We start from the raw sequence: 24,436 nt of genomic DNA on the forward strand, positions 1-24,436 counted from the left end.
GGAGCCCGTCGGACTCCGGCCTCCTTTGATTCGGAGAAAGAGTACGTCATGGAGGAAAGAGAGCTTGATGCAGTCCAACTTGGTGAGAATCTCAAACGAGCTCGCGAACGAAGCGGCAAAAGCCAACAGCAGGTAGCGGACCTGTTGGCACTACCGAGAACGGCAGTAACCAACTTGGAAGCCGGAAACCGCGCTGTCTCAACCCTAGAATTATCAAAACTTGCCGCCCTGTACGGGCAGCCGATCGCGCATTTTTTTGGTCAGCCAAAATCAAACATGGAAGATCTTTCCGCTGTTGTCCTGCCTCGCGCGTTACCGGCCATTATGGCAAGCGATGAAATGCGGCGAGCGATTGAGAAAATAATCGACCTCTATACCGAAGGCGCCCAGCTTCGCGAACTGCTTGGTAATTCGATTGATAGTGCGGTTCCCAACTACGCGATGCGGGCAGCGACCGTCGGCGAGTCTTTAAGGCAGGCGGAGTTGGTAGCTCACGAGGAGCGTCGGAGGCTTGGACTTGGAGTAGCGCCAATTGGGAATGTCGCTGGCTTAATTGCCTCTCAAGGTATCTGGACGGCTGCAACCGAACTTCCTGAAGATCTGTCGGGTCTGTTTATCAACCACACTTCTATCGGTTTTGCGGTAGTGGTGAATAGCGCACATCATGCGGTAAGGCGTCGATTCTCCTATGCCCACGAATATGCACATGCTCTGTTTGATCGAGACGACGGGATTCGAAAAACTGAGCGTGCCAACGCGTCCGACCTCGTCGAAAAGAGGGCCAATTCCTTCGCTGCCAGCTTCCTAATGCCAACGGATGGAATTCTTGAGCAGCTTCGATTGATGGACAAAGGTAATCCGAGTCGGCAGTCGCAAATTCTGTTCGATGTGGCCGGCAACCTGCCGCAGGAAGCCGAGATTCGTCCTCCGGCTGGATCGCAGGCAATTACCTATCAAGACGTCACTATGCTCGCACAGCACTTCGGCGTGAGCTATGAAGCGATGGTTTGGAGATTGAAAAGCATTGGAAAGATCAGCGCATCGGAAACCGATTTCCTCATCTCGAAAAAGGGAGTCGGTCGGGATTACGGCCAAGCCCTACACCTGCTCCGGGATTCCGATGGGCGAGGGAGCAACTATACCGAAGACGGCGGAATCGAGCTTCGTGCACAAGTTACTCGTTTGGCAACTGAAGCATATCGACGAGGCGAGATTAGCGCTGGCAGATTGCGAGACCTAAGCCAAAAACTCCAAATCCAAGCTGATAATCTCCTAGTTTTTGCCGAGTCGGCGCGCGGAGAATAGCGAAAAGCGGAATGACCATTGTCGTTGCAGACACATCAGTGCTGATCAACTTCTTGAAGATTGATCGGATGGACCTGATTGGACGCTATCCCGGGGGCTTTGTCGCGACTGATCATGTGCGCGATGAAGTCACGGATCAGTATCCGTCACAGGTTGAGCGCTACATGGCCGCTGTGGCCGCCGGCCATTTGCGCGAAGAAGCCGTCACAGCGCTTAGCGAACTTAGATTGTTCGCACAGCTCTCTAAGACACCGAGGCTTGGTGTTGGCGAATGTTCCGCGATCGCCGTGGCGTTGAGCCGGGGGCACTCGCTGGCGATTGATGATGGAAGGGCAATAAAGCACGCTCTTCGCGAAGCTGGTCTGGCGGGCCGTCCTCTGAGAATACTTAAGACCGTTGATGTGGTCGTTCAACTAATACACTCCCGTGTTCTCGACATCTCCTCCGCAGACCTAATCCGACACGAGTGGGAGACTCGGCATCGGTTTCGGATCCCCATTGAAAGTTTCAGAGAGCTGGTGCGATAGTTTAAAACAGATCCGCCTTCGAACGCGGGTGACATACAGAGAAGATAGAAGCGGGTTTCCAGGGAAGACATTAAGGCTTTCGAGACCCCCCAACGCCCGAAACGTCCCCTCCCCGTCATCTCCCTGAGGCCAAGCTCGCCGACAATCCGGAGCGCTGCCTGCGCCGTCGTGCCGAGGGTTTCGGAGATCGCGCCAGCCGACACGAGCGGCCGGCGTATGACTTTTTCGACGAGCGCCGGCAGCGTTGACGACGCTCGCCGGCCGGCCAGCCGTTCCATAATGCTAGCCTCTTCTCCAATATCGTCGAAGCTTCGTGCGGAGAGAGATGCGAAGGGCGTCATGCAGCACCAGGTCCTCGAGGTGGACGAGTTCGCCGTCGATCCAAGCGAGGCGCAGGAATCGGCGAAGTACGTGCGCTCGATCCAGCCGGCGCCGACCGGCAAGCGGGCGATGCGCTCGTCGAGGGGCCAGCGCAGTCCCGGTGTCCGAGATCGGCCACAGTAGGGTCTGGAGACAGAACGTCGGAAAACGTTAACTTATTGTATTTGTGGTAAATGATTTGTTAACTGGAACCTATCTCTATATTCGCTACCGTCACACCGTGATGTCGCCGAGACGACATCTCACTTCCGATAAGTAATGCTTATCGGAAGTGATTGATTAAAGCCCGCAAATCAGCGATGTCGGTCGCCCTGGATGACCGGAAACACCCGGTTTTCCGGGCTTCTAGGGCGATTTCGGCCGGATTAACCGGACTCGCCCAAGCAGAATTCGACCCGCGCCGTCGGGGCCAAGTGATCTGGCGCCGATACCGAAACAGACTTCAATACCCCATGAGCGAGGTCATGGTCGTTCCACTATCTTCGGAACCATTGGTTTTCCGGCATTTCCGCCACAGAAGCGCGCTGGCACGCGTTTGCCTATGTGGACGGCCCGTCGCTCGTCTTGGGCGACGATTTGAGTCTGGCGGCCCGCTATTCAGAGCCTAAAACACGCTTGCAACTGACCGTTTTCTGACGCGTGGCATAGTTGTACAAAGCTTTCTAACGGACGCGAGAAAACTAACGGCAAAACCGACAGGGACGGCCCTGTGCTTTACGGTGAGCAATTTTTGTCCGCGATAACCGTACAAAATAGTGGAAAGTGGCGTTGCGGTACCTGATGCTGTCTCAAAAACGAGATGACGAACCCTGGTTCAGATGACGGCAATCTCGATCACCAGGAGGAGGTCTGAGACACGATCGCGCGCTCACAATGCCGCCGGCGTCTGCTGACACAGAAGGCGACTGGGGCGGTTGACCGCCAGCAGTCTATCTTGGCGTTGACGTCTAAGTAATCGTGACCGAAGATTATCATCGACGCTATCGCAACCGTTAAAACTGCGGGTGGACGGTGCGAGATCTTTCACCTATCGATGGTGCATGAAATCGTCTCTCGATCATATTCCGCTTCGTAAACAACGCGAGATTGGCCGCGTGCTGGAAATCCTCCACGAGGAATTCGAAGACGCGCTAAAGGATGGTACGGCGGAATTCAAAAAGCGTGGACGCATCTTGAAGATCATTCTTTTCGGCTCCTATGCGACAGGCGGCTGGGTAGATGAGCCCTTCACGATGAAGGGTTATCGATCAGACTTCGATCTGCTGATCATCGTCAATAATCGCAAGCTCTGCGAGTTCGCCGAATATTGGTACAAGGCTGCCGACCGGCTGATCCACGATAAGTCGATCGAAACGCCGGTAAGCTTCATCGTCCATTCCAGGCGCGAGGTGAACAACTATCTCAAGGAAGGGCAGTACTTCTTCTCCGATATCCGGAGGGAAGGCGTCGTGCTCTACGAGCTAGATGACGAGCCCTTGGCTGAGCCACAGCCACTCTTACCAGCGGATCGACTGCGGGTGGCGAGGGAGCACTTCGAGGAGCGCTATCCAACCGCGGATGGGTTTCTTGATACATCACAGTATGCACTGAGCAGGGGACGTAGCAAGGAAGCTGCCTTTCAACTGCACCAATCAATCGAGCAGGCCTACTCCTGTGTGCTGCTGACCCTCACCAATTACGGCCCGCCTTCCCACAACATCAAATTCCTCCGATCGCTTGCCGAAGAACAGGACCGGCGCCTTGCCGAAGCCTTCCCTCGAGATCAGCATCGCGAGCGTGCCTGGTTCAATACGCTGAACGAGGCATATGTGAAGGCGCGATACTCGAAGCATTTCGAGATCAGCGAGGAGGCTCTCGGATGGCTGGCACAACAAACCGCTTTATTGCTCGAGCTTGTCAAGACGGTCTGCTTGGAGCATTTGGATAGGCTCAGGCGGAACGGCGGCTAACCGAGTGGCCTGATTGGCAGTCACTTAAGTCCCACTCAGCTTCCAAGCTATTGCATTTGGCAGTTCATCTGCAAAGCCTCCGAAAGCTCGCCTCCTAGGACAACCGCGTCGTTATTCTCCAAACGCATCATGGGGTCACGAGATGAGCCCTCAAGCATCATGAAACTCAACAGCATAGCCTGCGCCGTAAACTGTGCGGATCTGCACATTCCGAAGTTCCGCGACCGCTCTTCGCAACCGGCCGACATGGACGTCGACTGTCCGACGGCTCAGGAGACGCGGGTTAGGCCATACGGCCTCGATGAGTTGCTCCCGGGTGCTGATCTCTCCTTGCCTTGCTACCAGAAACTCGAGGATGCGCGCCTCGATGGGCGCAAGGTTAATTCTCTTACCTGCGACGACGACGGCGTGATCTTGGACGACCAAATCGGCAGGAATGACAAAACTTGAAGATATCGTGGGCTCCGGCCGCGGCCTTACGCTATTCAAAAAGGCAATGAGCTTCGCTGGCGATAAAGGCCGCGCGATGACGTCTTCAAGGCCGGCCTTGATCAATTGAAGGTGTTGTGCATGCTCTCCTCCGGCGAGAGCCCCGACGGGAAGCCTGGCCTCCTTTGACAGCGCACATACCGGCGCAATATCGCTGGGCCAGCCTGCACAATCGAGGAGGACTGCGGAAATTGCTGCCGAAGTGCAGGCCTCCGCGGCATCGTCTTCAGTGGCTGCTAGCCGAGCCTCGAAACCTTCGCCGTGCAGAATATGCCGCAAGCAGCAGATAAAGTTCGGCATCTTGCGAGCAAACCAGAATGACAGCAGTCATATCGATCGCCTCTGCGTCCTATAGAAGCGGCCGGCCTTAGCTCGGCGCGAACTCGCCGCCGTTCACATCGATAATGGCTCCATTGACGAAACCGGCATCTTCTGACGCAAGAAACGCAATTACGGCAGCAACATCGTCCGGAACGCCAAGCCGGCCGGTCGGAATGCGAGTGAGGGCGTCGATGTTAGTCTTTGTTTCCGCGGATCCGGTCAATGGCGTCAGGATGCGACCCGGCGCCACGACATTCGATGTTATGCCATAGGGGGCGTATTGAGAGACGAGAACGCGGGATAACCCTGAAAGTGCCGCCTTTGATGCGACATAACTCGCTCCGGCAATCCTCGGTCTCGTCCGGCCAGCGAGAGATCCCACGAATATGATGCGGCCATAGCCACTTTCCTTCATGGCAGGCAGAACGGCCTGGCAGCACAACATCGCACCCGTCAGGTTGACAGCGAGCACGTGGTTCCACTCTTCAACGGAAAGGTCTGAGACGTCAGGAGGCCCGTCGGGACCTTTGGGTGAAATCCCGGCGTTGCAGACGAGAACTTCGGGTGCCCCAAAGACATGGGCGACTTCGGTGAAGAAATCCGTGATGGCAGCCGGGTCGCGGAGATCCACCTGTCTTGCGAGCGACTGCCCCGACCCGAAAGCTTCGGCAAGCGCTGCGCCGGCGGCCTCGACGCTTGCCTCGCCATGACTGAAGACAGCCACTCTATGACCGGCCTTGAGCAGACGAAACGCGGTGGCAAGACCGATCCCCGTTGTGCCCCCGCTGATGACCGCAACAGGTGCGCGTTGTGCGGCGCTCATGCAGCTTCATCCATCGCAGCAAACAGCGACAGAGGCGGATGAGCGCCAGGCTCGGTCATCACCTCGATCAGGAGCGGACCCGGCCCAGCCAGACCCCGCTCCAGGTATCTAGGAAGATCAGCGGGATCGAAGATGCGAACCGCCGGGCAGCCACAGGCTTCGGCAATTTTCTGATGGTCGACATCTGCAAACTTGCAGGCCGTCGTGAAGCTGCCGAACTTGACAGTTTCCGCGTCACGCTGAAAACCGAGAACGCCATTGTTCAAAACGATGATGAGGACGGGCAATTTGCTCCGCACCATCGTCTCAAGTTCTGCCCAGCTATGCGCGAAGCCGCCATCCCCTACGATGGCTACGACCGGCTTGTCCGGTCTTGCAGCTTTGGCGCCGAGTGCAAGTGGGACGCCCCAACCAAGTCCAGCAAGGCCTCGCGGCGAGATGAAACGCATGCCGGGCGAAAGTGCTCGCAGCTGGCCGGCAACCCACATGGAGGAGTAGCTGGCGTCGGCGACAATGGTCGTATCGGCCGTCAACATCCGCTGAAGTTCAAACATGATCCGTTCAGGTCGGATCGGACTGGCGTCCGATTGGGCGACTGACTGTCGTTCCATGTCGAACGCATGCCAGAACCCCGCTATACGAGAAGCCACGTCATTACGCTTCGATGCGCGATAAGAAAGATCACGCCCAGCAAGCGCCCTGCGGAGGGCGCCGATGATTTCTGCGGCATCGCCTGCCAACCTGACGGCCTCGTAGGTCCGGCCGATTTCGACTGGATCGACATCGACGTGGATGACCGAGGCGGACAGCGGAATTTGCCGCCAGCTGTCCGTACCATTCTGGTTGGTTCGCGTCCCGACCAGGATGACGAGATCTGCTTCTTCGACCAGCGCAACAGTGTGTCGTCCGAGCGACTTCGGTCCAACGAGTGCACCAAGAACCCCAGCCGACAGGGGATGGAATTCGTCGACCGCACCTTTGCCCATATTTGTCGTGACGACCGGAAGCGAGGCTTCGTCCTGTAGCGCCGAAAGTTCGCCGGCGGCTCGGCTAGCATGAACGCCGCCTCCGGCGATGATAACCGGGGCGTGAGCTTCCGCAATCATCGACGCTGCGCGCTCGATGTCACTATCGCGTGGACGCAATCGATCAAGCGGCCAATGGCCTAAGGCAGCCTCGCGCCGAAATGCTGACGGAGCAATTTGCTCCCGCAACAGGTCCGCGGGAAGCAATAACGCGACCGGTCCTGGTCGGCCCGACGCGGCGGCCGTGAAGGCAGCATCGACGTAGTCGTCGATACGGTCCGCCACGATCACCTTGCGTACCCATTTCGTGCAGGATTGGAACAAGGCGAGGTGGTCGAGTTCTTGGAATGCATTGCGATCCGCCTGATCTCGTTCGACGTCCTGCACAAGGGCGACAATCGGTACGCTAGCCTTGAGCGCCTCCGCCAGCGGGGGAACGAGAAGCGTTGCGGCGGGTCCGTTTTGTGCAGCGACGACGCCGATCTTGCCGGAGAGGCGCGCATAGCCATCAGCCATGGTCCCTCCCATGTTTTCTTGACGGTAGGCGACCTGACGGATGCCAATTGCTTCGGCGGCGAGGATCACCGCAGAAGGCAGGCTCTGAGCGAAGATATGGGTGACGTCGTGTCTTTTGAGAGAATGCGCTATACGTTCGGCGGCGGTGAAAACATCATTGGCCATGATCACATGCCTGCTTCGGTTGGATTTGCATCAAGTGCGGAAAGGAAATCTGCGAAGGCGGAGACGACCGCATCGCCATCAGCGCTGGTCATTGCCGTCGATAGACACGCTGCGGCTCCATTGGGTAGTAGGATGCCGCACTGGAGAAAGTGCCGCGAGAGCCGAGCCATCAATTCCGCCTCTGCGGGCTCCAGATAAGCTTCACGGAAATCTGTGGGCTCCTTTCGTTTCGGATGAATGCGAAACAATGATGCGGCCCCTGTTACGCTGAAGGCTGCGCCTCGACGCGCGATCTCCCTGCGAAGACCGGCGCGAATGCTGTCACCAAGGCTCTCGAGCGAGGCGAATGCCGCCTCGGTCATTGCCTCCATAGCGACCCGCCCCGCGACCATCGATACTGGATTTGCCGAGAACGTACCGCCTTGCGGAAGCGGCGGCGTGCCGCTGTCACTCGCAAAGACCCGCATGACCTCCTTGCGCCCACCAATTGCACCGATCGGAAAACCTCCGCCGATGATCTTCCCTGCCGCGATCAGATCGGGCTGCAGACCGTAGCGGGCCGAAGCGCCCCTATAGGACTGTCGAAGATTGAGCACTTCATCGGCAACAACAAGAATGCCATGCTGCCTGGCGATCGCACCGACGGCTGCGAGGAATATCGGTTCAGGTGCAATCAGTCCGGCGCGGCTCGGCATCGGATCGATAAGGATACAAGCAAGCGATGGCGCTGCCGAAGCAATGCGACGCTCGAGGTCTTCGACGTCGTTGAAACGGATGACGGTCACCTCTTCGCCAACCGCGGGCGGCATGCCACGATAAGCGGGTACAGCTGGCGACCGCTGTGCGTCGTTCCAAATGGCCGGCGATACAGCTTGCCCCGTTTCGGCCCAATCATAAGCGCCGTGATAGGCGCCTTCGATGCGTGCGACGCCTGGCCGGCAGGTGAATGCGCGGGCCGCCTTGATCGCAAACATCACAGCCTCCGTCCCGCTGTTGACGAAGCGAATATGTTCGACCGCAGGAATGCGCTCGATCAGCAGCTCGGCAAGGGTGATCTCGTGCTCGGTTGGATTGGAGAAGCAGGTTCCGCGATGAAGAAGATCCGCGACCGCGTCGGCAACTGGAAGGAACCCATGGCCGTGGATCAGCGTCGTGAAATTATTATTGAGATCGAGGAGCCGGTTGCCATCGACATCGATGAGATAGGCTCCATCACCGCGGGCGATGTAAAGCGGGCTCGGCTCGTGATCCACCGTCACCCGCGTTATTCCCGTTGGAAAAACGCGCCGCCCCCTTTTGAAGAAATGTTCTGACCGCGACCGGGAGAAAACCCGGCCGCTGCGCGATAAGTCTGGATTAAACATTGGGATCCTCTCCGGTCAACGCGGGTCGCCGCACGACCCTTCACAATTTTGTTGTAACAAAAATCATGAACCCGAAGAAGTTGCAACAAAAAAATGATGCGACCAGTGCTATTGCCGCTTCAGGCGTTCCTGCGCCGCTTTCTTCAAGCGGCGGTAGCCGTCCCGGATGTCGCTTTCCATCGCCGCACGAACTGCAGATGGATCCATGTCCACCAATCCCTCTATCGCAGCCATGTGGTTGCGCACGCCGTATTTTGCTTCCGCGAATTCGGGATAAAGGTCGTGGAAGGAGGCGCCCACCCTTAACCACAGGGCCTCGATGGTCGAAAGAAGGTGCGGCATCTCGCAAAGACGATAGATTGTGAAGTGGAATTCCTTGTTGTCGTGCAGGGCATCGGAATAGCGTCTTTCCTCCAGGGACAATGTTATTTTGTCCTGCAGCGCCAACAACTTGTCGACCACGTCTTTAGTCGCGCGGAGCGCGCCTTGTTCTGTTGCCAATCCTTCCAGCGCCAGCCGCATCTGCGTAACCTCGTAGAGGGCGGCAAGATCGAGATGCGGCACGATAACCGTCTTGGGTCCCGCCATGACGAGCGCGCCCTCGAAGACCAGCCTGTTGAGCGCCTCGCGCGCCGGCGTTGAGCCAATGTTCAGCATTTCGGCCACTGAGCGGATCGGCAGCTTATGGCCAGGCTTATACGCGCCGCGCGTGAGCTGCTCCTTGATGGCTGAATAGGCGAAGTCACTCAGGCGTCCGGACTGCTCGTCCGAGGCCGAAGAATCCCCTGTGGTTGCATTGTTGTTCATTTTCGACCCCCATGCGCGTTGACATCTTCACAATTTTGTTGCAACAAAAATATCATATTCAAGAAATGCCAACCTAATGTGACAGCATAACGGTATCGTGAACATCCGCAACGTTAGGGCTGCGGAACGCATACCCGCAAAAGCCGCCGATCTTTTCGGCGTAGCACCCACAGCACCGGTCCCACGCACGGGCCGGGAGGTTTTCAACGCGCATCCCGGCGCGCAAACTGGAGGAGACATCATTTTGATTGGTGCGCCTGTTTTCATCGATAGCATATGGAAAGCCTACGGCCGCCAGACTGCCGTACGTGACGTCACCTTGGACATTCCGGCAGGCGAATTCCTGTCGATTCTCGGACCATCGGGATCGGGCAAGACAACGCTACTGACGATGATTGCCGGTTTCGAGAGTCCGTCTGCCGGACGCCTGATCATTGGCGGGCGCGATGTGACGGCCGTGTCGCCCGATCGCCGCAACATCGGGATGGTTTTTCAGCGCTACGCCCTGTTCCCGCATCTGACCATCGCCGAAAACATTGCATTTCCGCTGAAGATGCGTGGCATTCGCAAGGATCTTCGAGCCGAACGCGTAAGCCGGGCGCTCGACCTCGTCCAGCTTCCCGACTACGCCAGACGCTATCCGCACGAATTGTCCGGAGGGCAGCAACAAAGAGTGGCGGTCGCGCGAGCAATTGTTTTCGAGCCCCCAGTTCTCCTGATGGACGAGCCGCTCGGCGCTCTCGACAAGAAGCTGCGCGAATCCATGCAGATCGAGATCAAGCAGTTGCAGGAGCGCCTGGGGGCAACTGTCATCTACGTGACTCATGATCAGGAGGAGGCGTTGACCATGTCCGACCGGATCGCGGTTATGGCAAAGGGGCAAATCGCACAACTCGGAACCCCGGCAGACATTTACCGAAACCCGGAAACGGCATTTGTCGCGGATTTTATCGGCAAGATGAACTTCCTCACCGGAGAGTTCCTGGGCGAGACCGCCGGCAGTCAGGCAATCAAGCTGGGCGAGGACGTGGTCGTTCATACACCGAGCGCTGTGTCCGGTTACGACCGTGCCGCAAGGATTGGTAGTCGTGTTCGCCTGGCGCTTCGGCCTGAGCGCCTGGGCCTTGCAGCGCGTGGCGCGGGCGGAACGAACATCCTTCCCGGCCAGATCGAAGCCTCCGTTTTTGCAGGCTCCTTCAACCTTCATCTCGTTCGCACCGACTTTGGAAACCGGGAGATCATTCAGGTGCAGATACCTGCCGATGGAATGCAAGTGCCCTTTGTAAAGGGCACGCCCGTGGATGTCATTGCCGAACAGGATGGCCTGCGGCTCTTTTCCGATGTGGAGGCGTAAGATGACCATGACCGCCGACAATCTGGCGCTTGCACCAATCGCTCCAGCAAGCTGGCTATTCTCGCACTCGGCCCGCCGCTATTCGCATGCGCTGACGCTCGTTCTCATTGCGCCGCTGACCCTCCTGCTCGCCGCGGGCTTCGTCTATCCGATCGGCCGATTGATCTCATTGAGCTTCATGGCGCCTGAACTCACGCTCGAATATTACGAACGAATAATAAGCGAGCCGCTCTACCTCGAAGTTCTGCTTCGCACGCTGCAGATGGGCGCGATTGTCACTGTTGCGAGCTTGCTGCTTGGCTATCCCGTCGCCTTTCTCATGGCGCGCGCCAAGGGCAGGACCGCAATGATTGTGGCGGCGGCGGTGTTCGTGCCACTGTGGACCTCCGTGCTGGTGCGGTCATACGCCTGGATCGTGCTGCTGCAGCGAAGCGGTATCGTCAATGGCTTGCTCATCGAAACCGGCGTCATCACCAGCCCTTTGAAGCTTCTCTATACCGAGGGCGCTGTCATCCTCGCGATGACACATGTGCTGATGCCCTTCATGATCCTGCCGATCTGCAATGCTCTTCGCACTATTCCAGCCGAATATATCCAAGCCGCCCGGAACCTGGGGGCGGGCCCCATGCGCGCCTTCATTCGTGTGACCTTGCCGCTCAGCCTGCCGGGAATTTTTGCCGGCTGCGTCATGTGCTTCATTCTGGCGATCGGTTTTTATATCACGCCGGCACTCGTTGGCGGACCGGGAGCGTTGATGATGGCAACGCTGATCGGCCAGCAAACTATCGTCCTGCTTGACTGGCCATTCGCCGCAGCGCTCGCGACGGTCCTTCTTACGACGACGCTCGTCTTTGTCCTTGCGTTTCGCAAGGCCCTTTCCATCAGCAAAGGAATGAACAGTGTCAACTGAGCCCGCAGCCACCACATCGCCTACCACCTCTCGAGTAAAAGGCAGCCATCGACCTTATGGCAAGGCAGTCTTGCAGCTTCTCGGCGGTCTCCTCATCGGCGCAATCCTGTTCTTCCTGGTGCTGCCGACGCTGTTGGTTATCCCGATTTCGCTGAATGATAGCAGCCATATCGAGCTCCCGCCGAAGGGCCTGACGCTTCGCTGGTATAGCGAATTTCTTTCCGATCCGGACTGGCGAGCAGCAACGATCTTCAGCCTCAAGATTGCGTTGTCGACGACGGTCGCTTCGACGGCAGTCGGAACAATGGCCGCTATAGGACTCGTTCGCGGCAATCTGCCAGGAAAGGCGCTTCTGCAGGCGCTGTCACTCGGCCCTATGATAGTCCCCCATGTGGTCTTCGGCGTTGCTCTTTACCTGATTTTCTCGCCGCTCGGCCTGACTGGCAATTTTGTTGGATTCCTGGTCGCGCACACTGTGCTCTCAGTACCCTACGTCATCATCACCGTGTCCGCGGCGCTTGAGCGTTTCGACCCGTCACTTGAACTTGCCGCATTGAGTTGCGGCGCAAACCGGACGCGTGCCTTCTTCAACGTTGTCCTACCAAACATCGCCCCATCGGTTGCAGCGGCGGCTGTCTTTGCTTTTCTGGCATCTTTCGACGAGGCAACGGTCGCATTTTTCATTTCAGATACCGGCGGCAAGACAATCAGCCGCAAAATGTTCGAGGACATCGATTTCAACCTTACCCCGGTCATCGCATCGGTTTCGACGCTGCTCGTTGCGACATCGCTCGTCCTCATGGGCTCCATCCATCTCCTTGTCGGCCGCGGGGAGGACTAACGTGGCCATCTCATCCGGACAGAGGAACACGCGATGAAAAAAAGAACTGAGATGAAGCCTTTTCTGCTTGCCGCCTGCCTTATGCTTGGCAGTTTGGGGGTGGCGCAAGCGGAGGAGCAGGTGGTCATTGCGACGACAGGCGGGGCTTACGATGTAGCGCTCCGAAAATTCTGGTTCGAACCGTTCACGCGAGAGACCGGCATCAAGGTCGTTTCTGTCGCAGCGACAAATGCGGAGATGCGGGCGAAAGCTGCTGCCATGGTCAAGACAGGCAATGTGACGTGGGACCTGTACCCTGACGGTGAGATCCAGGCGAGTGCCGAAACGCATCGGCTCACTTCTGAAGACCTGAGCAATTTCTGCGAGCCCTTTCGCGCCCGGCCAGATCTGGTCGAGGATGCCTGCATCAGTTCGGGAGCGAGGCTTTTTTCGACCGCAACGCTCATGGCCTACGACCCCACAGGCTTCAAGGCGGGAAATCCATCAAGCTGGGCCGACATGTGGGACCAGGCTAGATTTCCCGGTGGCCGCGCGTTTCCGAATTTCGATGACCCGTGGCGCGTGATGGCTGCAGCGCTATTGGCCGATGGTGTTCCACGCGACAAACTTTTCCCACTCGACATCGACCGCGCCCTCAGGAAGCTCGACGAGATCCGCCCTGCAATATCGCTGTGGTGGAAGACTGGTGATCAGAGCGTTCAGGGCTTTCGCAACGGCGACTACAGCATTGGGCAGATCTGGCTGACGCGGGCAAACACCTTGAAGGCTGAGGGACGCCCGATCGCCTGGTCCACGCGGGCTTCGTTTCTCGTCGGTGATCGTCTGACCATCATCAAAGGCGCTCCGAACCGGGCGAATGCGGAGAAGCTAGTCGGATATTGGCTTGATCATCCGGCGACGCAGGCAAGGGTCTGCGAGGAACTCCTCTGCACCCCGCCCAGTCGCAAGGCCATTTCATTGATGTCGCCAGCCGCACGTGCGGCGCTTCCAAGCGATGAAGATATTCGGGATCACATCGTCATTCCGGACGCTCGATGGATCAATGAAAATGCTGCGATGATGCTTGAGCGTTGGAACGCTTGGATTCGATAACGAGGCGCCCCGGGCGAGAGGCGCCCGGGGGCACAAATGCCAATCCTTAGGCCCTGAGGGCATGATTGATGGCTGCAGCGACGCCGCGCACTTCGGCTGCCGTGTGACTGGCGGTCGGGCATATCCGCAGTCCTGCCCTTCCCTTGGCGACAGTCGGGAAGAAAATGGCCGATGTATAGTAACCGGCGTCCAACACCACTCTCGCGGCACCGATTGCCGCAAGCTCATCACCGACGGTAACCGTCCGGATGGGCAGTCGGGACCCCGCCTGTGCGGTCGGCACGAGTTCGTCAAAAAGGGAAATGTATTCAGCGAGCGCCCGTTGCCGTACACCGAGTTCCGGTGTGCGATGGATCGCCTGGGAAGCGAGGGCGGCACCAATTGCTGCGACATTGATCGAGGCGGAAAAGGCATGCGCCAAAGCGAAGTGGCGAAAGATTTCTTCCTGGAACGCCGTTCCCAGCATGAGCATGCCGCCTGAAGCCCCGAAGCCCTTGCCGAGCGACGCTGCAATTATCGTGCGCTCGCCAAGGCCCTCGGGCATTTGCGATCGGGCAAAACCTTCACCTCTTTCTCCGAAGATCGAAATTCCGTGAGCATCATCGATATAAAGGAAGAGCCCATATCGCTCCTGAAGCTCACGCAATTCTGTTATCGGCGCACATCCGCCCATGGAATAGACACCGTCACAAACGAAAGCGACGGTATCATTCTGACGGCAAATGTCTTCGAGCGCCTGAATATCATTATGACCGATAGTGCGGACCTCGCACTCTTCGGCGACGACTGGCTTGTTGAAGGCGAGCGTTGCATGGGCGAGGCGGTCGAAGACCATGACCGGCTTTTTGCCGCCGGTCAGAACTCCGGACGCAATCAGCGGAAGCGCGCTCAGATTGGCGGCGAGCACCGTTGTGTATGTGATTACCCTCGCCTCGAACAGGTCAGAGAGGGCGTCCTCGAGGTCTCCGAGAATAGCAAAGTTGAGCCGTGTGCGTGCGCAAGACCAGTGTAGCGTCCCGTAACGGCGAACTGTTTCGAATGCTCCCTCGACGATGGAAGGGTGATTGTCCAGCCCGAGATACGAGCAGCGAACAAAGTCGACGACGCGCTCCGATCGTCCCTCCGATAGGGGCAGCGCTACCGTTCTGCCATCCATTGGTTGGACATAAAGTGCCATCAAGCCGTCGAGGTGGGCTGCGGCAAAGTGAGGACCGGCATGCCGGACCAGGCTGGCGGTGTTTCTATAGGATAAGGTCGGCGACCCGGCGCCGGAAACGGCCTCTTGCATGGTGCACTCCCAAGTTTGGACCACCACACGCTAACCGCGAATCTCTTGTTCACACAACGAAAGAGGCGGCAAGTTTTGGGGAATTTTCCGTGAAGATGTGAAGGTGACGGAATTCAGATGCTTCAGAGGATGTCAATCGCATATCCCACCTTTGGCACCGTGCGGATCACATCTCGGCCAAGGACACGCTTCAACGCCCGCCGCAGGCGTCCGATATGAACATCGACAGTTCGTGGCTCAACGAATGCTCGCTGCGGCCAGGCAATGCCGATCAGTTCGGCGCGGCTGAACACCCGTCCTGCATCAGTCATAAGGGCGCTCAACAAACGGAACTCGATCGGGCTGAGACTGACCGGCGCACCCCGGACGAGGACACGCCGGGCGCCCGCGTCCAACGCCAATTCGTGAGACATTGGCACGAAGCGTTTCGTTGCTTTATCACCGGGGTTGCCAATCGCACCGTAAAGGTATGAAAGCAGCCGCTCCGGCGGCATCGGCCGTGTAAAGCTCTCATCGACATTTGCCTTCAAAATGTCGAGGTATGCAGCTTTTTCGGCAACCAGCGCGACGAGTGTGACGCCGCTGGCAAGGTCTCGTTCCTTCAAGCCGGTCGCGATATCAGCCAGACTTTGTGAACCGGGCTGGCAGTCGACGATGATGGCTGCAGCCTCACCTTCCTCGGCGATCGCCACGGCTTCGCTCGGAATATCGACGAGTGTTGGCCTATACCCTGCTTCCTTCAAGATGTAAGCGAGCATCAAATAGTAGTCGGCATCTTGGGATACGATCACCAAACGCTCGCTCATTGGCTGCCCCCATCAGCGGATATCATTTTTCCCGATATTTTTGATACAACACCCACACCCCTGCAATGCCCCATATCTAGCCTCGCCGCTCCCGCTATTGCCCTGCATCTGGCACCTCATCGCCAGGACGCGCCCGTTTTACGCGTATTTTTATAGCTTGCCTTTTCCTTTTGTTGCAACATAATGTTGAGTATGCGCAGAGAGTTTCACGCCAAAGGGTCTATTTGCCAGGGACGGCACGTGATCGTGGCCCATCCGATGGGATCAACGTCCGGCATATTTTTAGCGACCTGTTCCCGGACGGTAACGGGGCTTTCCGCATGTATGACTTTTCCGAAGAGAATCCGTCCGGCTGCATCGCAGCCGCACCCGACTTCTGGAGTGACACCGACGTAGAGGATGCAAGCAGTGCCGCCCGCTCATTATATGGAGGACACGCGAAAACCGCTGCGGCCTGGTGCGCAATTTGCGCGCGCTTCGACGGGCGCGCAGGTGATTTCATGTTTTGGGTGCGGGTGTTCCGGCGTCTCGATCTCGAGAAGATTGGGCAGCCCAAAGCTACGGGGCGACCGTAAGCAAACCTTGATCGCCCCTGAGACCGTCTCGCTCGCTCGAGCTCCATTGGAGTACCCGGCTTGCGAGACTTGCCATGCCGGTTTTTGACAGCCCAGTCCGCCGTGCGCTGCGCGACCTTCAAACTCTTGGTCGGCAACGCATGTCTGGCCGGCGACTTTCTACCGCCGGCGAGTATACGCGTGAGCTGATCGTCGGGCCAATGGAACGGCAGTAGCTGGCGGTTCGCGGTTACAGGCGGCGCCACGTCCGATGCGGACCACCCGTCAAAGCCGCCTGTTTTGACCGCTTGCGAGCGCCCCTTGAGACAAGTCTTTAAGTGGCGCCCAAGCCTATCGTTCCACGCAAGAGCGCTCCCACGACTACCATGGATCATCATGGAGGCGATATGCTCAAGTTGCGATTGGCTGAGCTTGCACGCTTTGCATTCCGTCCTGTTTGCGAGATTGATCGGCATCCAGTCTGTAAAAAACATCGAGACTTGACGAGATGTCTTTCGATCCTGCGAGCGAGCCATCGCGCCGCCGAGATCGGGTCCTAGGCGCTGGCGTTCATGGCTCCCTTTCGCTTCGCGGGTATGTTTTAGATATCAATCCCCCGTCCGCGGTTGAAGCCTCGCTGACGCCGTTCCGAGAGGATCTGCTGACTACTTTCCGCGCGGACCGTCTGCTGCAGGATCTTCAGCTTCTCCTGCATCGCGACGAAGGCCTGGCGCTGCGGCTCTGGCACGTGGTTGATGAGATCCTTGTCGCCGCGGATGATGGCATTGCGCCCGAAGCGCTGGTCGAGCGCCTTGCTGATCTCATCGAACTCCCGGCGGATGTTCGCATCGAGTGGTGCAGTCGCGATGCCCCGTTTGCGATCGTTCTTCCGCGCTTCGGCGGTCAGACGCACGAGTGCCTCTTCTGCCACCTTCGACAGGCCCGGAATAGCAACCGCCATACGCTCCCGCTCTGCCTTGATGGCCTGTCGTTCTGCATCGAAGATATTGGCATAGGCGCTCCCGAGAGAGCGCAGCCGCGCGGCTGCCTCGGGCACGGCCTGTACCGCCTCCTTCCGCTCCCGGCCGGAAGCCAGCATCTTGTCCATCAGACGACCAGAGCCGCGCAAGGCGCCATAAGCGGCCGGATCATTGGACACTGCAGCAGCAATCCGCTCGGCGGCGAACCCTTTGACAATCAGTTCCTCGATCTTGCCGACAGCGCCTGCCGGATCGCGCCAGATCGTCCTTGCCGCGTTCGCCAGTGCCGCTCGCTGCTGACGGTAGAAAGGAGCGGAGAGAACCCGCGAGCGCGCCTCGTCGTCGACTGCTGTCTTGAACTCGGTGACAGCGGCAAGCATGGGCAGAACGGTCACATTCTCCTTGCCTGACTTCATGCCTGGCTGCATGCCTTGCTCTTGGTCCGCAACGGCACTGGCCGCCGCAACGATCTTCGAACGGTCATGCCGTTCGGCCAGATGCTGCGCCTCGGCAAAACGTTTGACGGCTTCAAACAGGTGGACCAGCTTCTCGCGCTCGCCGGCCATCAGAGCTTCCGGCATGCGCTCGGCCATATTACGTTCGGCAACTGCATCCGCCTTTGCGGTGAAGGCGCTCCAGCCGAAGCGCGCAGACAGTGCTTCGCTGACCGCCTTGATCTCTTGGACGACCGTGCGGTCCTTCGCGGCAAGCGCAAAGGCGGTCTTATAAGCATCGTCCCCGCCCCTGTGGCGCACCGCCTCGATCTCCATGAGACGCGCCATCGCGCCTTCGGAGAGCGCCGGGATCGACAACGACATATGCGCGCGGCGCGCCTGCTCATTGAGCTCGAACCGTTCGGCGTTCCTGCGGAACTCGCTCGCATGGGCGCGGGCCATGGGAAGCAATTCCGTCACAGCCGCCAGGGCGACATTCCGCTCGTCACGCGCCGCGCGTCCGTCGACGATCAGTTCGGAGCCACGCAGGCGGCCAAGCCGATCGGGGCTCACGGCAAGATCGTCAGCGAGCCTGCGGGGTTCGGTGCCGGCATCTGAAGCAAGCGCATTCAGGGCGACAAGTGCGCCATCCGGATCGCGATAGATCCTTTCCAGCACCGGTCGCAGGAGGGTTTCCCGATCCTTCCACACTGGGGATGACAGTTGCGCCAGCCGCGCATCCTCATCAATGCTCCTGACGAATTCGGTGGTCGGCAGGATCAGATAATGGGCTTTGCCGGCGTTCGCGCTTGGGACGGGGCGGGCTTCAGTTCGAGCCTCGCTATAGGAGACGCGCCGCTCCCGCTCGATCGCAAAGCCGAGCGCCATGCTTGCCCGCTCCCAGAGCTTTTCCTGCTGCTCACGCTTTGCGGCAATCCACGCAAAGCGCCGCGAGATGTCCCCCTCGATCTCGGCGGCAGCCAGCGAGAGATACTCAAACCCGCGGCGGCGAGCAAAGTCCTCTGCATAGGCCCGATAGCCGGCCTCGCTTTCAAAATCGAGCGTCGTCGTCTTGGCGCCGGAGCGCGACAGCCGCTCGACGAGCGGCTTGAAGAGATCCGGCCGATGACTTTCCCGCTCGATGCGGTCCTGGCGCGCTTCGGCGGTTTCGATCTGCCTGGCCGTCCAGACGTTGCGGTCGACCTCCCGCTCCTCGTAACGCTTCTGACCTGTCTCTTCATCGATAACCGCAATCTGGACCTTGACCCGTTCGACGCCATCCTTGCGCAGCGTGACGGTGTCGCCCTCTGAGAGGCCACCCTCCTCAAGCGCCTTCGGTAGGCTCACGCCCCACAGCCGATGGACCGTTCCGTCGTCCGTCCTGACATCGGCATAGGGGCTGTCGTCGGCATCCTCATCATCAGGCCGGAACTTGGCCTCTCCGGTTTCGACAAGCTCGCCGGTCACACCCGCGGCATGATCGACACGCGGCTTGCGTCCCCATTCCGGTCTTGGCTCAAAATCCTCGCTTGCCGCATAAAGATCGACGCGATCGCGGTGCCGCGTCATCGCCACATAGGTCAGGTGTTGGTCCATCATGCCGGTGGCAAGCACCAAGGTGCGCTCGACGGTGGCGCCCTGGGCTTTGTGGATCGTTGCGGCATAGCCGTGATCGACATTGCGATAGCTGTCTTCGCTGAAGACGACTTTATGGCCGTTGTCGAGACGAACCGACATCAGAGCTTCGCCGCGTTTGTCACCGGTGGAGATGACCGTGCCGAGCATGCCGTTCTTGACGTATTGCGGACCATAACTCCTGGCCCGCGGCTCGAGGAAGCGGGCGTTCTCCAGGAAGATGATGCGGTCGCCCACGGCGAACTCCCGCGCTCCGCGTGCCGTCTGGAAGGTGCGGCTGTCGGAAAGCGCACGCTGGCCGGCCATCACCGCACGCAGCGCCTCGTTCAGCTTGCGGACATCGTCATTGGTGTGGGCAAGCACGAGCAGTTCGTCACCGCGAAGCCTGCCATCCCTGCCCTCAGAAACGGATCGACCGATTGCCTCTCTGCGCGCCTCGCTCCAGTCGCCAACAATCCGGTCGATCGTTTCCGCGCGCGTGCCCGCCTCGGCAAGGTGACCATGCTGGGCATAGGCCTCGAGACCTTTCTCCACCTCGCCGCGGGCAAAGAGCCGCGAGGCCTCACGCGCCCATTCTTCACGCTGGCGGCGCACGCCGGCAAGCTCGGCAAAACCGATGCGGTCGCTGATCGCCCGAAAGGCAGCACCCGCCTGGATCGGCTGGAGCTGCATGGCGTCGCCGACGAGAACGACTTTCGCGCTCGCCTCCTCGACGATGTCAAGCACACGGGCCATCTGTTGCGAGGCCACCATGCCGGCTTCATCGATGACGAGCACATCACCGCGATGGAGCGTATCGCGCCCATTGGCCCAGGCCAGTTCCCAGGCGGTGAGTGTGCGTGACTTGATGCCAGAACTGTCTTCCAGGCCTTCGGCCGCCTTGCCCGCAAGTGCTGCACCAATCACCCGCCGCCCCTCGCTTTCCCAGGCAAGGCGGGCTGCCGCCAGCAGCGTCGACTTGCCGGCGCCGGCAAGTCCGACCACGGCCGCAATACCGCTGTCGCCGGTGACATGGCGGATGGCATCCACCTGCTCCGCATCAAGCTTGAAGGGTTTTGCCGGATCGCCGGTCTCGACGCGCTCGATCGCTGTATCGACCTGCCGAGCCGAAACGCCGAAGCCTGCTTGCTCCGACAGAACCCGCGCCGAACGCGCCATGTCGTATTCGATGCGCAGCATCTCCCGTGTGGTGAACACGGCCGGGGCTGCGACCTCGCGCGTTTCGCCGTCGAACTCCTGCGGCTTCAGCATCACAAGTTCATCCGACGCCATCAGCCGGGCGCGGATATTGGCGAAGTCGGAGGGATCATCGACATAGCGATGCAACGCCTTGGCGATATCCTTCTCGTCGAAGGTGGAGCGCTCATTGCCGAGCTGCTTCAGCAAAAGCTCCGGCTCGGCCAGCAGCCGGTCGGCCATCTCGTGGCGCCGGGCAAGATCGGCCGGTGCGAAGTAGAGTTCCCTGCCCTTGCGCGCCAGTGCCGCCTTCTCCGGTCCGAGATGTTTTTGCGCGATGCCGTCGAGACCCTGTTCGGCATAGGAGCGGCCATCGAGGCGGATCTCATGACCGGCGAGCGCCAGATGCCGATTGGCCGTTTCGGCCCAGGCGATCTTCCATCCCTTCATCGTTTCCTTGTCGCCTGCCCAGACCTTATAGACGATCTTGCCGTTCGGCCGGTCCGGCGTGACGACGCGCAGCGGCTTGTCATCCTCGCCAAGCACTGGCACCTTCTTCGGGCCGAAGCCGTCCTCCGTCAGCGGACGCAATGTCGTCATCAGATGGATGTGCGGGTTGCCGTCCTTGTCATGATAGACCCAATCGGCCACCATTCCCTTCGAGGTGAGATTGTCGTGGACGAACTCCCGGACAAGCGCGATGTTCTCCGCCCTTGTCAGTTCCTCCGGCAGTGCGATGATCAGCTCGCGGGCGAGCTGCCCATCGGCTCTGGTCTCGAAAGCATCGACGGCGTTCCAAAGCGCCTCGCTGGCGCCGGCAACGGACTGGCCGTCGATCGCCGCCCTCAGCCAGCCCGGGACCTGCTCCGGCAGTGCCAGCTCCTCGTGCACCAGTTCACGCGACCCACCACGATAGCTGAAGGACGTGCCGGCCTGTTCGTCCATCATCCGGGCGCGATGACGATAGGCGGCGGCCGAGACGATGCTGCGTCCCGCTCCCCTGCTGATCACCTGCGCTCTGACGAACATGATTGCCACAAGCGGCTCCGCACCTTCCAAGCACGTCGCGGCAGCGACGTATATTGCGCCCTCAAACCGATCGGGCCGCAGGCCCGATGCCGCTTTTCCGGAACACGGAGCCTGGCCGAAACTCAGGCTGCGACGATTTCGGGTTGATGCAAAATAGACTATTTAACTGTTTTATTCCAGTTAGTATAATACCGAACCGACGCGACGATTTCAGGAAGGACGGACCCCATGGCGACCAGACCATCGATATTGGACCTCGACGCCCAGATCGAAAAACTACGAGAGCGCAGAAGAACTTTGATAGCCAGATCGGCCGAACGCTTCGCCCGAGCGGCAACGAAGTCGGGGCTGGCGGAACTGGATATCGCGGATGAGGAGATCGATCGGATCTTCGAAGAGATCGCCGCTCGATTTCGCAAAGGTGAGACTAAAGAACGTGCGATCCGGGCTCCTCAAACGCATCGACCGTCAGATCGTGGCGCTGGAGCGCAGGCGGAGGTTCCACATGACGGCTGACCGTAAGAAGGAAGCCCGCGAGAAATTTCTTCTTGGAGGCCTGGTCTTCAAAGCCGGCCTGACCAGGACCGATCGAGCGTTCCTGCTTGGTGGACTGATCGAATTGGCAGGCGTGATGCCGGGCTCACCCGAGCATCGGCGGCTGCGTGATATCGGCGAAGAGGCATTCAGGACTCGGTCGTCCGAGAGCTCATATTCGCATACTGTGGAGCCACTGGAATGACGTCCAAAAAAAGATTGCATCCAAGCCTGCTCTGCGTCCTGGTGCCGGTGGTCGTCACCGCGATCAGTGCCTACGTCGTCAACTGGCGATGGCCGATCCTGGCGCATGGTCTGACTGGCACGACCGAATACTGGTTCCTGCGCGCAGCGCCTGTGCCCGCCCTTTTGTTCGGGCCGCTCGCTGGATTATTGACCGTTTGGGCGTTGCCCTTGCACCGGCGAAGGCCTGTGGCAATGGCAAGTCTTGCCTGCTTTCTGATCATGGCGGGCTGTTACGCGCTGCGTGAATATAGCCGGCTGGCCCCCTTCGTGCAGGCCGGAGCCGTTTCATTGAATGGGGCTCTCTCGTATCTCGATCTCGTTGCTGTCATCGGCGCGGTCATGGGGTTCATGGCGGTGGCAGTCGCCGCCCGGATCTCCGTCGTCGTGCCCGAAGCCGTCAAAAGAGTGAAGGGCGGAGCCTTCGGCGATGCCGATTGGCTTTCGATGTCGGCAGCTGCAAAGCTCTTCCCGCCGAACGGCGAGATCGTCGTCGGTGAGCGCTACCGCGTTGACAAGGAGATCGTCCATCAGTTGCCTTTCGACCCGAATGATCACAGCACCTGGGGACAAGGCGGCAAGGCGCCGCTTCTCACCTACAGCCAGGACTTCGATTCCACCCACATGCTGTTTTTCGCAGGATCGGGAGGCTACAAAACGACGAGCAATGTCCTGCCGACCGCGCTGCGGTATACAGGTCCTCTCATCTGTCTTGATCCCTCCACCGAAGTCGCGCCGATGGTGACCGAACACCGCACGCAAGTACTTGGGCGTGAGGTAATGGTGCTCGACCCAAACAACCCGATCAACGGGTTCAATGTCCTGGATGGAATTGAGCACTCTCGGCGCAAAGAGGAGGAAATCGTCGGCATTGCTCATATGCTTCTTTCCGAGAGCGTGCGCTTCGAATCCTCGACAGGTTCCTACTTTCAGAACCAGGCGCACAACCTTCTGACTGGTCTGCTCGCCCATGTCATGCTGTCGCCGGAATATGCCGGCCGGCGAAACTTGCGCAGTCTCCGCCAGATCGTTTCCGAGCCGGAGCCGTCGGTGCTTGCGATGCTGCGCGACATTCAAGAACATTCCAAATCTGCTTTTATCCGGGAAACGCTCGGCGTCTTCACCAACATGACCGAACAGACCTTTTCCGGTGTCTATTCGACGGCCTCGAAGGATACGCAATGGCTCTCATTGGACAGTTACGCCGCTCTCGTCTGCGGCGATGCCTTTAGGCCGAGCGATATCGTTGCTGGTAGGAAAGACGTGTTCCTCAATATACCGGCTTCAATCCTGCGCTCTTATCCCGGTATTGCGCGGGTCATCATCGGCTCTCTGGTCAACGCCATGGTCCAGGCCGACGGCGACTTCAGCCGCCGGGCGCTGTTTATTCTCGATGAGGTCGACTTGCTCGGCTATATGAGGGTGCTGGAAGAGGCCCGCGATCGCGGTCGCAAATACGGCATCAGCATGATGTTGCTATACCAGTCAGTCGGACAATTGGAGCGGCACTTCGGAAAGGACGGCGCCACCTCATGGATCGACGGCTGCGCCTTCGCCTCCTATGCTGCAATCAAGGCACTCGATACCGCCCGCAATGTCTCGGCCCAATGCGGCGAGGTGACCGTCGAAGTGCAGGGGCGCTCCCGCAACATTGGCTGGGATGCAAAAGGCGGCACGCGCAGATCCGAGAGCGTCAATGTTCAGCGCCGACCGCTGATATTGCCCCACGAGATCACCCAGGCGATGCGCAAGGATGAACAGATCATCATCGTACAGGGCCACAATCCGATCCGCTGCGGTCGGGCTATCTATTTCCGGCGCAAGGAGATGGATCGGGCGGCGAAGGCGAACCGTTTCGTCAAACCGGAGCAGTGAGGACAAGACTATC

21 protein-coding genes are annotated in these 24,436 nt (G+C 59.1%); 12 read left to right on the plus strand and 9 right to left on the minus strand.

Annotation, left to right across the window (positions count from 1 at the left end; all coding sequences use genetic code 11):
* The first annotated feature begins 48 nt into the window (after positions 1–48).
* Both AMK00_RS30145 and AMK00_RS30150 read left to right on the plus strand, forming a co-directional pair.
* Positions 49–1,305: a helix-turn-helix domain-containing protein gene (locus AMK00_RS30145; protein ID WP_064813045.1), complete on the plus strand. Its 1,257-nt coding sequence runs from the start codon at positions 49–51 to the stop codon at positions 1,303–1,305.
* Positions 1,306–1,316: 11 nt separating this feature from the next.
* Entirely contained in the window at positions 1,317–1,832 is a 516-nt protein-coding gene (locus AMK00_RS30150) for a hypothetical protein (protein WP_064813047.1), read from the plus strand.
* Here AMK00_RS30150 and AMK00_RS33790 read toward each other — a convergent pair.
* Positions 1,715–2,173, minus strand: coding sequence for a helix-turn-helix domain-containing protein (locus AMK00_RS33790; RefSeq protein ID WP_082240408.1), 459 nt, complete (start codon positions 2,171–2,173; stop codon positions 1,715–1,717). The two genes, AMK00_RS30150 and AMK00_RS33790, sit on opposite strands and share 118 nt — an antisense overlap.
* On the opposite strand from AMK00_RS33790, the gene AMK00_RS32805 reads away from it, so the two are divergent.
* Both AMK00_RS32805 and AMK00_RS30160 read left to right on the plus strand, forming a co-directional pair.
* Positions 2,172–2,336 (plus strand): hypothetical protein, encoded by a 165-nt coding sequence (locus AMK00_RS32805; RefSeq protein ID WP_167377225.1) that lies wholly within the window; start codon positions 2,172–2,174, stop codon positions 2,334–2,336. The genes AMK00_RS33790 and AMK00_RS32805 overlap by 2 nt on opposite strands.
* Positions 2,337–3,253: 917 nt before the next feature.
* A complete protein-coding gene (locus AMK00_RS30160; RefSeq protein ID WP_064813051.1) occupies positions 3,254–4,162 on the plus strand; it encodes a nucleotidyltransferase and HEPN domain-containing protein in 909 nt (302 codons plus the stop codon).
* Positions 4,163–4,312: 150 nt separating this feature from the next.
* Here AMK00_RS30160 and AMK00_RS31745 read toward each other — a convergent pair whose 3' ends face one another.
* The 5 genes from AMK00_RS31745 to AMK00_RS30185 form a co-directional block, all read right to left on the minus strand.
* Positions 4,313–4,951 carry a winged helix-turn-helix transcriptional regulator gene (locus AMK00_RS31745; protein ID WP_237350532.1) on the minus strand — a complete coding sequence of 213 codons (639 nt, stop codon included), beginning with the start codon at positions 4,949–4,951 and terminating at the stop codon, positions 4,313–4,315.
* A gap of 67 nt (positions 4,952–5,018) precedes the next feature.
* On the minus strand, positions 5,019–5,795 hold the full coding sequence (gene fabG, locus AMK00_RS30170; protein WP_064813054.1) for a 3-oxoacyl-ACP reductase FabG: 777 nt from the start codon (positions 5,793–5,795) through the stop codon (positions 5,019–5,021).
* Positions 5,792–7,501, minus strand: a complete 1,710-nt coding sequence (locus AMK00_RS30175) for an acetolactate synthase catalytic subunit (protein WP_064813056.1) — start codon at positions 7,499–7,501, stop codon at positions 5,792–5,794. Before AMK00_RS30175 ends, fabG begins: the two co-directional genes overlap by 4 nt.
* A gap of 2 nt (positions 7,502–7,503) precedes the next feature.
* Complete coding sequence (locus tag AMK00_RS30180) at positions 7,504–8,865, minus strand: aspartate aminotransferase family protein (protein ID WP_064813058.1); 1,362 nt, start codon at positions 8,863–8,865, stop codon at positions 7,504–7,506.
* A 108-nt stretch (positions 8,866–8,973) separates the two neighbouring features.
* Entirely contained in the window at positions 8,974–9,672 is a 699-nt protein-coding gene (locus AMK00_RS30185; protein WP_064813060.1) for a GntR family transcriptional regulator, read from the minus strand.
* A gap of 244 nt (positions 9,673–9,916) precedes the next feature.
* Here AMK00_RS30185 and AMK00_RS30190 point away from each other — a divergent pair, with 244 nt between their 5' ends.
* The 4 genes from AMK00_RS30190 (at position 9,917) to AMK00_RS30205 (ending at position 13,869) form a co-directional block, all read left to right on the plus strand.
* On the plus strand, positions 9,917–11,026 hold the full coding sequence (locus tag AMK00_RS30190) for an ABC transporter ATP-binding protein (RefSeq protein WP_064813062.1): 1,110 nt from the start codon (positions 9,917–9,919) through the stop codon (positions 11,024–11,026).
* A gap of 1 nt (position 11,027) precedes the next feature.
* Positions 11,028–11,936, plus strand: a complete 909-nt coding sequence (locus AMK00_RS30195; RefSeq protein WP_064813064.1) for an ABC transporter permease — start codon at positions 11,028–11,030, stop codon at positions 11,934–11,936.
* Between the two features lie 70 nt (positions 11,937–12,006).
* Positions 12,007–12,777, plus strand: coding sequence for an ABC transporter permease (locus AMK00_RS30200; RefSeq protein WP_064813066.1), 771 nt, complete (start codon positions 12,007–12,009; stop codon positions 12,775–12,777).
* Between the two features lie 33 nt (positions 12,778–12,810).
* Positions 12,811–13,869, plus strand: a complete 1,059-nt coding sequence (locus AMK00_RS30205) for an extracellular solute-binding protein (RefSeq protein WP_064813068.1) — start codon at positions 12,811–12,813, stop codon at positions 13,867–13,869.
* Positions 13,870–13,915: 46 nt separating this feature from the next.
* Here the strand turns inward: AMK00_RS30205 and AMK00_RS30210 are convergent, their stop codons facing one another.
* Together AMK00_RS30210 and AMK00_RS30215 are read right to left on the minus strand one after the other, a co-directional pair.
* Positions 13,916–15,157 (minus strand): 8-amino-7-oxononanoate synthase family protein, encoded by a 1,242-nt coding sequence (locus tag AMK00_RS30210; RefSeq protein WP_064813070.1) that lies wholly within the window; start codon positions 15,155–15,157, stop codon positions 13,916–13,918.
* A gap of 122 nt (positions 15,158–15,279) precedes the next feature.
* Positions 15,280–15,963 (minus strand): winged helix-turn-helix transcriptional regulator, encoded by a 684-nt coding sequence (locus AMK00_RS30215; protein ID WP_064813072.1) that lies wholly within the window; start codon positions 15,961–15,963, stop codon positions 15,280–15,282.
* Positions 15,964–16,283: 320 nt separating this feature from the next.
* Here AMK00_RS30215 and AMK00_RS31750 point away from each other — a divergent pair, with 320 nt between their 5' ends.
* The gene (locus tag AMK00_RS31750) at positions 16,284–16,538 is read left to right on the plus strand and encodes a hypothetical protein (RefSeq protein ID WP_082240420.1); all 255 of its coding nucleotides are present in this window, start codon (positions 16,284–16,286) and stop codon (positions 16,536–16,538) included.
* Positions 16,539–17,118: 580 nt separating this feature from the next.
* Here the strand turns inward: AMK00_RS31750 and traA are convergent.
* The gene (gene traA / locus AMK00_RS30220) at positions 17,119–21,780 is read right to left on the minus strand and encodes a Ti-type conjugative transfer relaxase TraA (RefSeq protein ID WP_064813248.1); all 4,662 of its coding nucleotides are present in this window, start codon (positions 21,778–21,780) and stop codon (positions 17,119–17,121) included.
* 219 nt (positions 21,781–21,999) lie between these two features.
* Here traA and AMK00_RS30225 point away from each other — a divergent pair, with 219 nt between their 5' ends.
* The 3 genes from AMK00_RS30225 to traG are packed head-to-tail and all read left to right on the plus strand — an operon-like array spanning position 22,000 to position 24,423.
* Positions 22,000–22,287, plus strand: a complete 288-nt coding sequence (locus AMK00_RS30225; protein WP_064813074.1) for a TraC family protein — start codon at positions 22,000–22,002, stop codon at positions 22,285–22,287.
* Positions 22,277–22,510, plus strand: a complete 234-nt coding sequence (locus tag AMK00_RS30230; protein WP_064813076.1) for a conjugal transfer protein TraD — start codon at positions 22,277–22,279, stop codon at positions 22,508–22,510. Before AMK00_RS30225 ends, AMK00_RS30230 begins: the two co-directional genes overlap by 11 nt.
* Entirely contained in the window at positions 22,507–24,423 is a 1,917-nt protein-coding gene (gene traG, locus AMK00_RS30235) for a Ti-type conjugative transfer system protein TraG (protein ID WP_064813078.1), read from the plus strand. The genes AMK00_RS30230 and traG overlap by 4 nt, the downstream gene beginning before the upstream one ends.
* Positions 24,424–24,436: the final 13 nt, after the last annotated feature.

It is taken from the genome of Rhizobium sp. N621 (genome assembly GCF_001664325.1).
GTDB classification, from domain to species: domain Bacteria; phylum Pseudomonadota; class Alphaproteobacteria; order Rhizobiales; family Rhizobiaceae; genus Rhizobium; species Rhizobium esperanzae.

What these genes read in the sequence shown, in the direction of transcription:
- AMK00_RS30160 (WP_064813051.1), top strand. Translation starts at nt 3,254, where the DNA reads ATGAAATCGTCTCTCGATCATATTCCGCTTCGTAAACAACGCGAGATT.
- AMK00_RS30180 (WP_064813058.1), bottom strand. Translation starts at nt 8,865, where the DNA reads ATGTTTAATCCAGACTTATCGCGCAGCGGCCGGGTTTTCTCCCGGTCG.
- AMK00_RS30210 (WP_064813070.1), bottom strand. Translation starts at nt 15,157, where the DNA reads ATGCAAGAGGCCGTTTCCGGCGCCGGGTCGCCGACCTTATCCTATAGA.
- AMK00_RS31745 (WP_237350532.1), bottom strand. Translation starts at nt 4,951, where the DNA reads ATGCCGAACTTTATCTGCTGCTTGCGGCATATTCTGCACGGCGAAGGT.
- AMK00_RS30205 (WP_064813068.1), top strand. Translation starts at nt 12,811, where the DNA reads ATGAAAAAAAGAACTGAGATGAAGCCTTTTCTGCTTGCCGCCTGCCTT.
- fabG (WP_064813054.1), bottom strand. Translation starts at nt 5,795, where the DNA reads ATGAGCGCCGCACAACGCGCACCTGTTGCGGTCATCAGCGGGGGCACA.
- AMK00_RS30215 (WP_064813072.1), bottom strand. Translation starts at nt 15,963, where the DNA reads ATGAGCGAGCGTTTGGTGATCGTATCCCAAGATGCCGACTACTATTTG.
- AMK00_RS32805 (WP_167377225.1), top strand. Translation starts at nt 2,172, where the DNA reads ATGCAGCACCAGGTCCTCGAGGTGGACGAGTTCGCCGTCGATCCAAGC.
- AMK00_RS31750 (WP_082240420.1), top strand. Translation starts at nt 16,284, where the DNA reads ATGTATGACTTTTCCGAAGAGAATCCGTCCGGCTGCATCGCAGCCGCA.
- AMK00_RS30230 (WP_064813076.1), top strand. Translation starts at nt 22,277, where the DNA reads ATGACGGCTGACCGTAAGAAGGAAGCCCGCGAGAAATTTCTTCTTGGA.
- AMK00_RS30175 (WP_064813056.1), bottom strand. Translation starts at nt 7,501, where the DNA reads ATGGCCAATGATGTTTTCACCGCCGCCGAACGTATAGCGCATTCTCTC.
- AMK00_RS30185 (WP_064813060.1), bottom strand. Translation starts at nt 9,672, where the DNA reads ATGAACAACAATGCAACCACAGGGGATTCTTCGGCCTCGGACGAGCAG.
- traG (WP_064813078.1), top strand. Translation starts at nt 22,507, where the DNA reads ATGACGTCCAAAAAAAGATTGCATCCAAGCCTGCTCTGCGTCCTGGTG.
- AMK00_RS30195 (WP_064813064.1), top strand. Translation starts at nt 11,028, where the DNA reads ATGACCATGACCGCCGACAATCTGGCGCTTGCACCAATCGCTCCAGCA.
- AMK00_RS30145 (WP_064813045.1), top strand. Translation starts at nt 49, where the DNA reads ATGGAGGAAAGAGAGCTTGATGCAGTCCAACTTGGTGAGAATCTCAAA.
- AMK00_RS30225 (WP_064813074.1), top strand. Translation starts at nt 22,000, where the DNA reads ATGGCGACCAGACCATCGATATTGGACCTCGACGCCCAGATCGAAAAA.
- AMK00_RS33790 (WP_082240408.1), bottom strand. Translation starts at nt 2,173, where the DNA reads ATGACGCCCTTCGCATCTCTCTCCGCACGAAGCTTCGACGATATTGGA.
- AMK00_RS30150 (WP_064813047.1), top strand. Translation starts at nt 1,317, where the DNA reads ATGACCATTGTCGTTGCAGACACATCAGTGCTGATCAACTTCTTGAAG.